Source organism: Pseudomonas sp. D4002 (genome assembly GCF_013385665.1).
Lineage (GTDB): Bacteria > Pseudomonadota > Gammaproteobacteria > Pseudomonadales > Pseudomonadaceae > Aquipseudomonas.
The window spans coordinates 1-12005 of the sequence record NZ_JACAPN010000053.1; the positions used below are offsets into that span (position 1 = coordinate 1).

Annotated in this window: 14 protein-coding genes; 4 read left to right on the forward strand and 10 right to left on the reverse strand. The window is 61.2% G+C overall.

The window, feature by feature from the left end; genetic code table 11:
* Nucleotides 1–391: 391 nt before the first annotated feature.
* Nucleotides 392–1174: a class I SAM-dependent methyltransferase gene (locus HX824_RS30265; protein ID WP_003219204.1), complete on the reverse strand. Its 783-nt coding sequence runs from the start codon at nucleotides 1172–1174 to the stop codon at nucleotides 392–394.
* Between the two features lie 96 nt (nucleotides 1175–1270).
* Between HX824_RS30265 and HX824_RS30270 the strand changes: the two genes are divergently transcribed.
* A complete protein-coding gene (locus HX824_RS30270; protein ID WP_177055886.1) occupies nucleotides 1271–1891 on the forward strand; it encodes an energy transducer TonB in 621 nt (206 codons plus the stop codon).
* A gap of 3 nt (nucleotides 1892–1894) precedes the next feature.
* On the opposite strand, the gene HX824_RS30275 is transcribed toward HX824_RS30270, so the two are convergent.
* The 7 genes from HX824_RS30275 to ppc all read right to left on the reverse strand — a co-directional run bounded on the left by HX824_RS30275 (nucleotide 1895) and on the right by ppc (nucleotide 9121).
* On the reverse strand, nucleotides 1895–2593 hold the full coding sequence (locus tag HX824_RS30275) for an extensin family protein (protein WP_087695213.1): 699 nt from the start codon (nucleotides 2591–2593) through the stop codon (nucleotides 1895–1897).
* A gap of 3 nt (nucleotides 2594–2596) precedes the next feature.
* Nucleotides 2597–3424 carry an oxaloacetate decarboxylase gene (locus HX824_RS30280; RefSeq protein ID WP_177055888.1) on the reverse strand — a complete coding sequence of 276 codons (828 nt, stop codon included), beginning with the start codon at nucleotides 3422–3424 and terminating at the stop codon, nucleotides 2597–2599.
* Between the two features lie 27 nt (nucleotides 3425–3451).
* Entirely contained in the window at nucleotides 3452–4312 is an 861-nt protein-coding gene (locus HX824_RS30285) for a DUF72 domain-containing protein (protein WP_177055890.1), read from the reverse strand.
* Nucleotides 4312–4623, reverse strand: a complete 312-nt coding sequence (locus tag HX824_RS30290; RefSeq protein ID WP_003219213.1) for a hypothetical protein — start codon at nucleotides 4621–4623, stop codon at nucleotides 4312–4314. Before HX824_RS30290 ends, HX824_RS30285 begins: the two co-directional genes overlap by 1 nt.
* Before the next feature lie 160 nt (nucleotides 4624–4783).
* On the reverse strand, nucleotides 4784–5470 hold the full coding sequence (gene tsaB, locus HX824_RS30295) for a tRNA (adenosine(37)-N6)-threonylcarbamoyltransferase complex dimerization subunit type 1 TsaB (RefSeq protein WP_102606063.1): 687 nt from the start codon (nucleotides 5468–5470) through the stop codon (nucleotides 4784–4786).
* Nucleotides 5471–5559: 89 nt separating this feature from the next.
* Nucleotides 5560–6207 carry an adenylate kinase gene (gene adk / locus HX824_RS30300; RefSeq protein WP_008431098.1) on the reverse strand — a complete coding sequence of 216 codons (648 nt, stop codon included), beginning with the start codon at nucleotides 6205–6207 and terminating at the stop codon, nucleotides 5560–5562.
* A gap of 268 nt (nucleotides 6208–6475) precedes the next feature.
* On the reverse strand, nucleotides 6476–9121 hold the full coding sequence (ppc, locus tag HX824_RS30305) for a phosphoenolpyruvate carboxylase (RefSeq protein WP_177055892.1): 2646 nt from the start codon (nucleotides 9119–9121) through the stop codon (nucleotides 6476–6478).
* A 187-nt stretch (nucleotides 9122–9308) separates the two neighbouring features.
* Here ppc and HX824_RS30310 point away from each other — a divergent pair, with 187 nt between their 5' ends.
* The 3 genes from HX824_RS30310 to HX824_RS30320 all read left to right on the forward strand — a co-directional run bounded on the left by HX824_RS30310 (nucleotide 9309) and on the right by HX824_RS30320 (nucleotide 11207).
* Nucleotides 9309–9653: a hypothetical protein gene (locus HX824_RS30310; protein WP_003219222.1), complete on the forward strand. Its 345-nt coding sequence runs from the start codon at nucleotides 9309–9311 to the stop codon at nucleotides 9651–9653.
* 284 nt (nucleotides 9654–9937) lie between these two features.
* Complete coding sequence (locus HX824_RS30315) at nucleotides 9938–10366, forward strand: DUF4398 domain-containing protein (protein ID WP_003219226.1); 429 nt, start codon at nucleotides 9938–9940, stop codon at nucleotides 10364–10366.
* Between the two features lie 55 nt (nucleotides 10367–10421).
* Nucleotides 10422–11207, forward strand: coding sequence for an OmpA family protein (locus HX824_RS30320; protein WP_003219227.1), 786 nt, complete (start codon nucleotides 10422–10424; stop codon nucleotides 11205–11207).
* A 28-nt stretch (nucleotides 11208–11235) separates the two neighbouring features.
* On the opposite strand, the gene HX824_RS30325 is transcribed toward HX824_RS30320, so the two are convergent.
* Together HX824_RS30325 and HX824_RS30330 are read right to left on the reverse strand one after the other, a co-directional pair.
* A complete protein-coding gene (locus tag HX824_RS30325) occupies nucleotides 11236–11469 on the reverse strand; it encodes a hypothetical protein (protein ID WP_008431103.1) in 234 nt (77 codons plus the stop codon).
* A gap of 209 nt (nucleotides 11470–11678) precedes the next feature.
* Nucleotides 11679–11924, reverse strand: coding sequence for a hypothetical protein (locus tag HX824_RS30330; RefSeq protein ID WP_177055894.1), 246 nt, complete (start codon nucleotides 11922–11924; stop codon nucleotides 11679–11681).
* Between the last annotated feature and the right edge of the window lie 81 nt (nucleotides 11925–12005).

A 12005-nucleotide genomic window follows, 5' to 3' on the forward strand; every position in this document is an offset into this window, starting at 1 on the left:
CCACCCCCCCCACAGAAAAGCAGAGCTGCATCAGCTTCAGATTTGGCTTTCGCTCTGGATCTTGCCTTTGCTTTTAACACTCAAGCCGGCCGGGAGGCCGCTGTGCTCTTGCTTTTGATCTGCGGGCCCCGTCAACCACGATGGCCGCAAGTAGGCACGGTGGAGCGGGTAAATCGGCAAGGATGCCGATTTAGCCGCGCCGGGCCATGGATGGCCCGTCGCGGCGGCCCGCGGAACCGGGCCGGAGTGCGGGCATGCCGAGCCTAAGCGAGGCACCGAGTGGTGGGGCAAAGACCTTTTGGTTACTTTTGGGGCGTTTGCCAAAAGTGACCCGCTGTAAGAGCGGAACCATAAGCGGCCGTTACCTAAATAACGGATATGTACCCAACCCTCAGGACTTCAGCGCCTTCTTAGGATAAATGTCATACCGACTGGATTTCCCATCCAACGCATGACTCGGCTTCACCCCCTCAATACAAGGCGCCTTACGCGGCCGCTTGACCACCACCCGATGACTGGCCAAAGCCAACGCCGCCGCCAACAACGCCGGCGCATCCGGATCATCCCCCACCAGCGGCCGAAACAACCTCATCTCCTTCTTCACCAACGCCGTCTTCTCCCGATGCGGAAACATCGGATCCAGATAAATCACCTGAGGCGGCTCCCCCTCCCAATCGCGCATCACCTCAATGGAGTTGCCCTTGAGCAACCTCATCCGCGCCACAATCGGCGCCACCTCAAAATCCTCTGCACCTCGCGCCAATCCATCTTCCAGCAACGCCCCAATCAACGGCTGGCGTTCAATCAGGCTCATCTCGCAACCCAGGCTGGCCAACACAAATGCATCCTTTCCCAACCCCGCGGTAGCATCCAGCACCCTGGGCCGCACGCCCTGCGCCACACCCACCGCCTTGGCAATCATTTGCCCGCTGCCGCCGCCATACAGACGCCTGTGCGCCGCCCCACCCTCCACAAAATCCACCCGCACCGGCCCCGGCGCCTCAGGCCCCAGCTGTTGCAACTGCAGCCCCTGCTCCCCCACCTGCAAGGCAAAGTCCGCCTCATCCAGTTGCAAAGGCAACCCCAGCTGCTCGGCCCAGTGCTGCGCACGTGCCTGAAAACCTTCGGCCAAGGCCTCGACCCGAATGCGGCTGGCCGCTGGTTGTTCGCTCATCGGTGACTACGCTCAAAAATATTAAGGATCGGCAAAAAGCGGCCGATAAAAAAAAGGATCCGGCATTTTGCCAGAGCTGAGCGACGATCGAGAGAAATGTCAGACATTCCTTCGCTATTCACCGGTGTACTGCCGACCCACAACCACTTCGGCCTGCGCAATACCCAAGCGCTGGCCGGCGTCAGTCATGTGTGGCAGGACTTCTTCGCCCAGGCGTTGGCCGAACAGCTCGGCGACACGCCGGGCGCGCTCGCCAAGTCGGTGGCGAAACCTGTGGACCCGGCGGTAGAACCCAGCGAAGGCAGTGACCTGCTGTCGCAGATCGTCACCCAGCGCGCCTGTGATGTGACAGACACCGAGATCGCCCCGCCCGAGCCGCTGTTCCTGCCTATCGCCGAATTCGAACTGGAACTGCTGCCACCGGCCCCGCCACCGTACCCGGCGGAAGAAGTGGTCGCCCAGCAAAAGCAGCAAAACTTCGAAAGCGCCTGGGTGCGCCCGATCGTCCTGGCCGCCGGCCAATCGCTGCCCGAACCGGGTCCGGCGCCGCAACCACGCCCGCTGCATTTGCCGATCGCCGAATTCGAACTGGACCTGCTGCCACCACCACCGCCACCGTTCCCGGCAGAAGAGCTGGTTGAGCAACAGAAAGCCCTGGATTTCGACAGCCGCTGGGCGCGTCCGCTGATCCTGCACAACCTGCGCCTGGCCGCCTGACCCTCAGCGACACACCCACCACCGACCCATGTCCAGATGAAAGTGATTACGGTGGGCGGCGTTGTAATCCGGGCTCAACACCACATTGAAATCCTTGCAGGCGCCGTCGCGCACTTGCCGCAGGAAGCGCGCACGCTCGCCGTCACCCGGCCAATCCTTGAGCACACTGATGGTGCGCCCGTCCGCCAGGCGAAACCCGGCGATATCCAACGCATTGGCCGACGCATGCTGGCTGAGTCGCCCGTTGGCGCGGTTGTAGATATTGCGACAGGCAAAGCTGCCCAGGTGATCGACCCGCGTCACTGCCTGGCCAAACACCGCCTGGGCCGCTGGTTGCAGGCTATGGCGCTCGAACAGGGCGAACGCCACGGCCAGCGGGCAACTGGCGAGAAAGCTGCTGCTCAAGCCGACATCAGCGCCTTGGACCCGCAATGTATTGCGCAGCGGGCAAGCCGCGTCGGCAGGGCTGTCCGCCTGATGGGCGACCCGCAGCCCGGAGGTCTTCAGCACTTGGTCACATAGGGCAGGATCATCCTGCAAACGCCCAAGCTTGAATCGGGTCAGCAGGTTCGGGCTTGCCCGCACGTCCAGCGGAGCCCACGGGTTCCACTCATCGGGCAGCGGCACCCAACCCCGCCACACGCCAACCAACACACCACCTGCCAACACCAGCAGCACGCCCAGCACCTTGAAGAAACGCACGCCTCAGCCCTTGAACAGTTGATTGGCCTGGTTGAACGGCATCGAGCGCTCAGCGAAGGTAAACGTGCCCAACTCATGAACCTCCTGGGCCGCCCTGAAGAACTCGCCATAAGCCGCCAGGGCCATGGCCGAGCCGACGCTGATGCGCTTGACGCCCATCTCGCTCAACTGCGCCACGCTGAGTTTCAGGGCGCCTGACATCAAGATATTCACGGGCTTGGGTGCAACCGCCTTCACCACCGCCAATACTTCCTCGGCACTGCGCAGGGCCGGTGCATAGAGCACGTCGGCGCCAGCTTCGGCGTAGGCCTGCAGGCGGCGAATGGTGTCGGGCAAATCCAGCCGGCCATGCAGGAGGTTTTCCGCGCGGGCGGTCAGGGTGAAGGGGAATGGCAAACTGCGGGCAGCGGCGACTGCGGCTTCGACGCGCTCCACGGAAAGGTCAAAGGGATAGATCGGGTCGACGGCAATTCCGGTGGCGTCTTCGATGGAGCCACCGACAATCCCAGTCGCTGCCGCCCGCAGGATAGTCTTGGCGCAGCCTTCAGGGGTGTCACTGAAGCAGTTTTCCAGGTCGGCGGCGACGGGCAGCGAGGTCGCCTGGACGATCGCCCCGGCATTGCCCAAGGTGTCTTCCAGGGACAACGCACCTTCGGCATCCGGGCGGCCGAGGCTGAAGGCAAAGCCGGCGCTGGTGGTGGCCAGGGCTTCAAACCCCAGGCTGGCGAGCATTTTTGCAGAGCCCGCATCCCATGGATTGGGCATCACGAACGCGCGGTCACGCTCATGCAGGGCCTTGAAGGTTTCGGCGCGAAGGGTTTGGGCATCCATGACTGACTCCTGTCGGGAAAAGGAGCCTTAGAGTAACCCCAGTTGCTCCGCTGCGGGTTCTCGATGCAGGGTGGGCAATGCCGGCAAGCCGGGCAAGCGCAGCATCAATTTCTCATGAAAGCGCAAGGCCAGTTGGGCGGCCAGGCGGTTGTCGGAAGTGTGAAGAAACACGTAGGGCGTACGCCTCTCTTCGATCCAGCCGGCAACCTTTTCAATCCAGGGCACCAGGAACGGGTCATTGGCTTCCAACTCCGGATGGCCAATAAAGCGCACTTGCGGAAACTGCGTCAGCGCCGCCGGGCGAGGCGGCACCTTGGGCTTTTTCGATTGGGCGTGCAGCACGGCTGCCGAGGTGGAGGTGCAACTGAACAACGCACGCGGGTCCAGGCAGATGCGCTCGACACCGCGGTCGCGCAGCAAGCGGTTGAGACTGCGCTCGGCGTCGCCCTTGGCGAAAAATTCCGAGTGACGCACCTCCACCGCCAACGGTCGCTCCAGCCCGTCGATAAACCCGGCCAACTCACCCAGGCGCTGCGGGGTAAAACTGGCCGGCAGCTGCAGCCACAACGGCGAAATACGCTCGCCCAACGGGCTCATCAACCCCAGGAAACTTTCCGCCGCCGGCAACTGCTCGATCAGGTTGCCGCTGTGGCTGATATCCCCCGGAAACTTGGCCGTGAAGCGAAAATGCTCGGGCATGATTTCAGCCCAGCGCTGCACGGTAGCGACGGAAGGACGGGCGTAGAAGGTGGTGTTGCCCTCGACGGCGTTGAAGACCTGGGAATACAGGGCAAGGTAATCGCTGGAGCGGGCGTCGGCGGGATACAGGTATTCGCGCCAGGCGTTTTCACTCCAGGACGGACAACCGAGGTAGTAAGGCAACAGCATCAGATATGGATATCGAGGCCCAGCACTTCCATATCCCATTCGACAAAGCCGGCAGTGGTCAGGTAGCTGGCCAGGGCATTGGCGACGTTTTTGCTCATGGAGCGCGGGAAGATCATGTCTTGCTGGCGGGCAGGAACGCCGCTGGTGCGTGCACCGCCGGAACCCTGGGAACGGGTTGAAACAGCAGTGTTGTCAGACTGGATTTCAACAAAATCGGGCGAGTCTTCGACGGAGTCGTCTACCGTCACGTTCGCCTTGCGAGGCTTACGCTTGAGGGGGTAGGACTGTGATGAAAAGCCGTCTATGCGCATACATGCGAACTCGGTATCGGTGATGGCATTTTAGTGGCGCTTTCCATGGCGCGCAAATGCTCTGGTGATAACTAGAACACATAATTGGTAAAAGGTTTAAAAGCGCGGGCAAATTCTGACGATTGGCTATTTTTGTCTGAAATTGCCCGCACTTTTGACGTCAAATAATCCCGCGTTCAGCCTTGGTCTGCGCCACTTTATCCCGCAGGTACACAGGGGCTGCCTGGTCGGCCGGAATCGCCTCGCCCCGCTCCCAGGCAAAGCGTGCCAGGGCCAGCAGGTCTTCGGCATGGGGCAGCATCCCCGCATCCTGGCCGGCAAGCGTCACGCCAATGCGCTCGCCGTAGCCCCAGCCGGTGCCGGCACCGAACCAGTCGCCGCTGGCATCGCCCGGCAACGCCGCCGCTTCAGGTGGCAGCACGGCTTCAGCGCCGATCAGGCGCATCTCGCCAGCGGTTTCGCGGTAGCAGCCCCAATACACTTCATCCATGCGCGCATCGATGGCCGCCGCGACCTGGTTGGCGCCGTGTTCGCGAAATGCCCGCTGCGCCAGCACCGCCAGGTTGGACACCGGCAACACCGGACGCTCCAGCGCAAACGCCAACCCCTGGACCACACCGATAGCGATGCGCACGCCGGTGAACGCGCCCGGGCCGCGCCCGAATGCGATGGCGTCCACTGCCGACAAGGTGGTGTCCGCGTCCAGCAGCAATTGCTTGATCATCGGCAACAGCTTCTGCGCGTGCAGGCGCGGGATCACCTCGTAGTGGCTCGTAACCTTGCCATCGTGCAGCAGGGCAACGGAGCAAGCTTCAGTCGCGGTGTCCAGGGCCAGCAAGGTGCTCATCGGTGTATGCATCCACGTTGAAAAAAAGTGCGTCAGTATAAACAACAACGGCCCGCAAGCGGGCCGTTGTCAATCAAGCGGATGAACGATCAGATCAGCGCTTCCAGTACTTTGCCAGTGATGGCTTCAACCGAACCCACACCTTCGATGTGGCTGTACTTCGGCTTGCCCTGGGCGGCCGAGAGTTTCTGGTAGAAGTCCACCAGCGGCTTGGTCTGGGAATGGTAGACCGACAGGCGATGACGCACGGTCTCTTCGGTGTCGTCCTTACGCTGTACCAGGTCTTCGCCGGTAACATCGTCCTTGCCCGCGACTTTCGGCGGGTTGTAGACGATATGGTAGACGCGGCCCGAGGCCTCGTGAACACGACGACCGGCAATACGCTGCACGATCTCTTCGTCTTCAACGGCGATTTCCACCACGTTGTCCAGCTCGACGCCGGCCTTCACCAGGGCTTCAGCCTGGGGAATGGTGCGCGGGAAGCCATCGAACAGGAAACCGTTCTTGCAGTCGTCCTGGCTGATGCGTTCCTTGACCAGGTTGATGATCAGGTCATCGGAGACCAGGCCGCCGCTGTCCATCACGCTCTTGGCGATCAGGCCCAGCTCGGTGCCGGCCTTGACGGCCGCACGCAGCATGTCGCCGGTGGAGATTTGTGGAATGCCGAATTTTTCAGTGATGAACTTTGCCTGAGTACCTTTACCGGCCCCGGGAGCTCCCAGCAGAATGACGCGCATCGATGTGCTCCTCAATTTTTTATAGAGATGACGCTCGGATTCGCCGCGTGGGGCCAATCTCGGAAATTTTGGGTCCAGGCCGCACAAACGGCCAAAGGCTGATCAAGATACACAGCAGGCCCAAACCACACAAGCCGCCGAAAGTAGGAGAAACCCGCGCCGCGCTGGCTTTATAGGCAGGTACAACCCTGACAGCAAAACGCCGGTCGCCAATTTTACGGCGACCGGCGCGGGGTATCTGCAAGCTATTGAGAACACGCCATAAATGTCAGCCGGTGTTGCGCAAACCAGCGGCAATACCGGCCACAGACACCAGCAGCGCCTGTTCCAGAGGGCTGTCTTGTGCCGCTTCCTGTTGCCGCGATCGGGCCAGCAATTCGGCCTGCAGCAGGTGCAACGGGTCCAGGTAGGTGTTGCGCAGGCGGATGAACTCCAGCGTATCGGGGCTGTGGGCCAGCAGCTGAGACTGGCCAGTCAGGCCAAGCACCACACTGCACGCCTGCGACAATAGGTCGCGTAAGTGCGCGCCCAATGGCAGCAGATCGGGCTGCACCAATCGCTCGTCATACAGCCGGGCGATGTCGGCGTCGGCCTTGGCCAGCACCATTTCCAGCATATCGATGCGGGTACGAAAGAACGGCCACTGCTCGCGCATCTGCCCCAGCAACTCGCCTTCGCCACGCTCCAGGGCATTGTTCAACGCCGCTTCCCAGCCGAGCCAGGCGGGCAGCATCAGGCGGGTCTGGGTCCAGCCGAAGATCCACGGGATCGCCCGCAGGCTTTCAATGCCACCAGCCCGGCGCTTGGCCGGACGACTGCCCAGGGGCAAGCGACCCAGTTCCTGCTCCGGCGTGGACTGGCGGAAATACTCGACGAACTGCGGATTTTCCCGCACCACGGCGCGGTAAGCGCTGACACCGTCGGCGGCCAATTCGTCCATCAAGTGGCGCCAGGCCGGCTCCGGTGGTGGCGGTGGCAGCAAGGTTGCCTCCAGCACCGCCGCCAGGTACAGGTTGAGATTCTGCTCGGCGATGTCCGGCAGGCCGAACTTGAAGCGGATCATCTCGCCCTGCTCAGTGGTGCGGAAACGCCCCGCCACCGACCCAGGAGGCTGCGACAGAATCGCCGCGTGAGCCGGGCCGCCGCCGCGGCCTACAGTGCCGCCACGACCGTGGAACAGCAGCAGTTCGACTTGTTGTTCGCGGCAGATTTCCACCAGCCGTTCCTGGGCCCGGTATTGCGCCCAGGCGGCGGCGGTAGTGCCCGCGTCCTTGGCCGAATCCGAGTAGCCGATCATCACTTCCTGCGGGCCCTGCAGGCGGGCGCGATAACCCGGCAACAGCAGCAGTTTCTCGATCACCGGGCCTGCGTTGTCCAGGTCAGCCAGGGTCTCGAACAACGGCACCACACGCATCGGCCGTTGTACGCCGGACTCCTTGAGCAGCAGTTGCACGGCCAACACGTCCGACGCGGCGCCGGCCATGGAGATGACGTAGGAACCCAGGGACGCAGCCGGTGCGGCAGCGATTTCCTTACAGGTGTTCAGCACTTCGGCGGTGTCTGCCGAAGGCTTGAAGTAGCCCGGCAACAAGGGTCGACGGTTGGCCAGTTCCTTCATCAGGAAGCTGATGCGCGCCTCTTCGTCCCAATCCTCGTAACGGCCGAGGCCCAAGTAATCCGTGATTTCGGTCATGGCCGCGCAGTGGCGGGTGGAATCCTGACGTACGTCGAGGCGCACCAGGAACAAGCCAAACGTCACAGCCCGACGCAGGCAGTCCAGCAGCGGGCCGTCGGCAATCACACCCATGCCGCAGGTGTGCAGCGACTCGTAGCACAGCTCCAGCGGCTCGAGCAGCTCGCGGTTGTTTTGCAGCACATCGGCGGGCGCCGGCGTGGTGCTGGTCAACGAGGTGTGGGCCCATTGGCGTGTGGCGCGCAGCCGCTCACGCAATTGCTTGAGCAACGCCCGGTAAGGTTCGACGCTGTCACCCACCTTGGCCTGCAATGCCGGGCTGGCCTGTTGCATCGACAGTTCGGAGGCGAGGTGGTCGATGTCGCGCAAGTACAGGTCAGCCGCCATCCAGCGCGCCAGCAACAGCACTTCGCGGGTGACCGGGGCGGTGACGTTGGGGTTACCGTCGCGGTCGCCGCCCATCCAGGAAGCGAAGCGAATCGGCGCGGCCTCCAGAGGCAGGCGCAGGCCGGTAGCCGCGTGCAAGGCGTGATCGGCCTTGCGCAAATAATTCGGGATGGCGTGCCACAACGAATGCTCGATCACCGCAAAGCCCCATTTGGCTTCGTCTACCGGCGTGGGCCGGGTGCGGCGGATTTCTTCGGTGTGCCAGGCTTCGGCGATCAGGCGTTGCAGGCGATTGCGGATCTGCTCGCGCTCGGCGGTGGTGAGGTCGCGGTGATCCTGCAGGGCCAGTTGTGCGGCGATGGCGTCGTATTTCTGGATCAGGGTGCGGCGGGCAACTTCGGTGGGGTGGGCGGTGAGCACCAGTTCGATTTCCAGCCGGCCCAACTGGCGCGCCAGGGATTCGCTGCTGTGGCCTTCACTCTGCAGGCGCGCCAGCAGTTCCGGCAGCACCCGCGACTCGAACGGCGCCGGGGTTGATTCATCACGGCGGTGGATCAACTGATACTGTTCGGCGATATTGGCCAGGTTGAGAAACTGGTTGAAGGCCCGCGCCACCGGCAGCAGTTCGTCTTCCTTGAGTTGATTGAGGCTGGCACTCAGCTCTTCGCCGGCCACCTGCTCCGAGGCTGCGCCACGGCGGTCGGCCTTGGCGCCTTTACGGATCTGCTCGATCTTGTCGAGGAATTCATCGCCGTACTGTTCTCGAATCGTGTTGCCCAACAGTTCACCCAGCAGGTGAACATCCTCACGCAAACGTGCATCGATATCGCTCATCAGCCAATCTCCAGCAGAAAATCCGGGACGCTTTGATCTTCAAGAGTGCCGCCCACGGCGACGTCTTACAAGGAACTTTAAACCTTGTGAGTTGCAGCTAGTCTCAACAGTAAGCCGCAGCGTTATCCGCGCTGGCCGGCTGGTCACTCATCATCGCCCGCGTACCGTGGGCTCCATTGAGGTTGCCATGAAAATCCGAGAACTGGCCCAGCATTGGGAAGAAAACGCCAAGGGTCGCCTGACCAAAACCGAATACGCCATCCATCTGGACGTGGAAGCCGCCGCCAGGCTGGCGGCGATCTCCGAGATGTACCCCAAACGCCATACCGAAGAACTGCTCGGCGAGTTGATTGGCGCAGCCCTCGAAGAGCTGGAAGCGAGCTTTCCCTACATCAAGGGCAAGCAGGTGATTGCCACCGATGAGGAAGGCGATCCGCTGTATGAGGATGTCGGCCCAACCCCACGTTTTCTCAGCCTGTCACGGCGTTACCTGCACGACTTGTCAGCTCAGTCCGACAAGCAGAAACACTAGTAAACCTGCGCCTCAAAACCCTTAACCTCCCGTATTCAGGGCCTCCCACAGGCCCTGGATACCGCTGCGCCATGCAAAAGTTCCAACTTTTAAACGCTGACCGTTCAGTCAAATATTTTTTTAGGCAAATCGCCATCTTCGCTGAACTATTCAAAAAAGCCTCCGGTCACAGCCAGTAAGCCATCACTTGGAACAGCCGTTTGAATAGGCGTCCTGAGCTAACCGCCGGGCCCCGCAGACACTGCAAGCCGGAGATGGATTTGATGTTTTTCAGGAGTTACCTAATGGAGTTGAAGACGATGAAGACCAGCACTGCCAAAACCTCGTTTAACCACCTGCGCGGGCTTAAATTGGCCGCGCTGGCAATCGGCACCAGCTTCGTACTGGCTGGCTGCGCCGGCAACCCGCCGACCGAGCAATACGCTGTGACCCAATCTGCGGTGAACAGCGCTGTCAGCGCCGGCGGTACCGAGTTCGCAGCCGTGGAGATGAAGTCTGCCCAGGACAAACTGAAGCAAGCTGAAATCGCCATGCACGACAAGAACTACGACGAAGCCCGTCGCCTGGCCGAACAGTCCGAGTGGGACGCTCGCGTAGCAGAGCGTAAAGCCCAGGCTGCCAAGGCCGAACAGGCTGTGAAGGATTCCCAGAAAGCTGTTCAGGAGCTGCGTCAGGAAGGCATGCGCCCGGCTGTGATCCAGCCGCAACAATAAGCCGCCGCCCCTGATTGCATTGCACCCGAAACCGAATTGAAAGGACGACACGACTATGCGTAAACAATTGATGATCCCTGCCCTGCTGGCGATGAGCGTTGCTCTGGCGGCTTGCTCCACCCCGCCGAACCAGAACCTGGAAAATGCTCGGACCAACTTCTCGGCCCTGCAAGCCAACCCGCAAGCCACCAAGGTAGCGGCGCTGGAAACCAAAGACGCCAGCGACTGGCTGGACAAGGCTGACAAGGCCTACCGCGACAAGGAAGACCAGAAGAAGGTCGACCAACTGGCCTACCTGACCAACCAGCGCGTTGAAGTGGCCAAGGACACCATCGTCCTGCGTGAGTCCGAAGCCAAGCTGAAAAACGCCGGTGACGAACGTGCCCGCGCCCTGCTGCAGGCCCGTGACGCGCAGATCAAGCAACTGCAAGACAGCTTGAACGCCAAGCAGACTGATCGCGGCACGCTGGTGACCTTTGGTGACGTGCTGTTCGCCACCAACAAGTCGGACCTCAAGTCCAGCGGCCTGGTGAACATCACCAAGCTGGCGCAGTTCCTGCGCGATAACCCGGACCGTAAAGTGATCGTCGAAGGCTACACCGACAGCACCGGTTCCGACTCGTACAACCAGAGCCTGTCCGAGCGCCGCGCCGCTTCCGTACAGCGCGCACTGGCCAACCAGGGTGTGGATATCTCGCGCATCGTGACCCAGGGCTATGGCAAGGAATACCCGGTTGCCGATAACGGCAGCGTTTCGGGCCGCGCCATGAACCGCCGCGTTGAAGTGACCATCTCCAACGACAACCAGCCGGTCAAGCCACGTTCTTCGATGGCCAACTGATCGATTGATGCTGGAAAAAAAACCCACGTTACTGTGGGTTTTTTTTCGGGTCGTCGAACCGGACAGGTCGATTGGGATCCTCGGCTGGTAGCTCTATCTTCCCGCCGTAGCCATGTTCCGACAGCTTGTCGAGCAAGTGCTTGAGCTTATGATCCTCGGCGTCGAGCATTTCCAGCTTCTCGTGCCCCCTGAGCATGTTCACCATGTTGCTTATTGCAGCAATATCTATCGCCACCTTCTCGCCCCGACTCGTGTAAATCACATCGCTTCTGTGGTGCGTTACGCAATACGGTTCCAGATATTTCCATCATCAACTACGACTGCACCGGAGGGCCCAGCCCGCACACCACGCCGCCCGCTCCGTCGCTGAATGATCGTTTGAGGCCGCATGAAAAATCCCGCCAAATGGCGGGATTCTTTTATTTGCAGGCCAGGAATCAAGAGGTCCCAGTGCGCTTCAAGAGCATCGGGTCAGTAGCTTACTTGCGCCGAGTTATCCTGCTCCTGCCCTTTGAGTTGGGCCAGCTCCGCCTCGAGCCTCTTGAGCCTTTCCTCAAGGCTTTCTTCGCCCTGCGCGCCCTGTGCACCACCGCCTCCTTGGGCGATCTGGTTCTTCAACTTCTGAATATCTTGTTCCAATTGCTGAAGTCGCGAATCACCTCCCCCCGCAACGGCAGTGAATGGGGAAGACGAGTTGTTTACGCGAGGAATGTCCATTCAAGTGACTCCAAATTAAGTATCCGAGATAACCGATCCAGCGCTGCTGGCCAGTACGGAATCTGTGGCAATCCACTTAAA

Coding starts and splice junctions, on each gene's coding strand:
- HX824_RS30280 (WP_177055888.1), bottom strand. CDS start 3,424: ATGGATGCCCAAACCCTTCGCGCCGAAACCTTCAAGGCCCTGCATGAG.
- HX824_RS30285 (WP_177055890.1), bottom strand. CDS start 4,312: ATGCTGTTGCCTTACTACCTCGGTTGTCCGTCCTGGAGTGAAAACGCC.
- HX824_RS30290 (WP_003219213.1), bottom strand. CDS start 4,623: ATGCGCATAGACGGCTTTTCATCACAGTCCTACCCCCTCAAGCGTAAG.
- HX824_RS30265 (WP_003219204.1), bottom strand. CDS start 1,174: ATGAGCGAACAACCAGCGGCCAGCCGCATTCGGGTCGAGGCCTTGGCC.
- adk (WP_008431098.1), bottom strand. CDS start 6,207: ATGCGCGTCATTCTGCTGGGAGCTCCCGGGGCCGGTAAAGGTACTCAG.
- tsaB (WP_102606063.1), bottom strand. CDS start 5,470: ATGAGCACCTTGCTGGCCCTGGACACCGCGACTGAAGCTTGCTCCGTT.
- HX824_RS30310 (WP_003219222.1), top strand. CDS start 9,309: ATGAAAATCCGAGAACTGGCCCAGCATTGGGAAGAAAACGCCAAGGGT.
- ppc (WP_177055892.1), bottom strand. CDS start 9,121: ATGAGCGATATCGATGCACGTTTGCGTGAGGATGTTCACCTGCTGGGT.
- HX824_RS30270 (WP_177055886.1), top strand. CDS start 1,271: ATGTCAGACATTCCTTCGCTATTCACCGGTGTACTGCCGACCCACAAC.
- HX824_RS30320 (WP_003219227.1), top strand. CDS start 10,422: ATGCGTAAACAATTGATGATCCCTGCCCTGCTGGCGATGAGCGTTGCT.
- HX824_RS30315 (WP_003219226.1), top strand. CDS start 9,938: ATGGAGTTGAAGACGATGAAGACCAGCACTGCCAAAACCTCGTTTAAC.
- HX824_RS30330 (WP_177055894.1), bottom strand. CDS start 11,924: ATGGACATTCCTCGCGTAAACAACTCGTCTTCCCCATTCACTGCCGTT.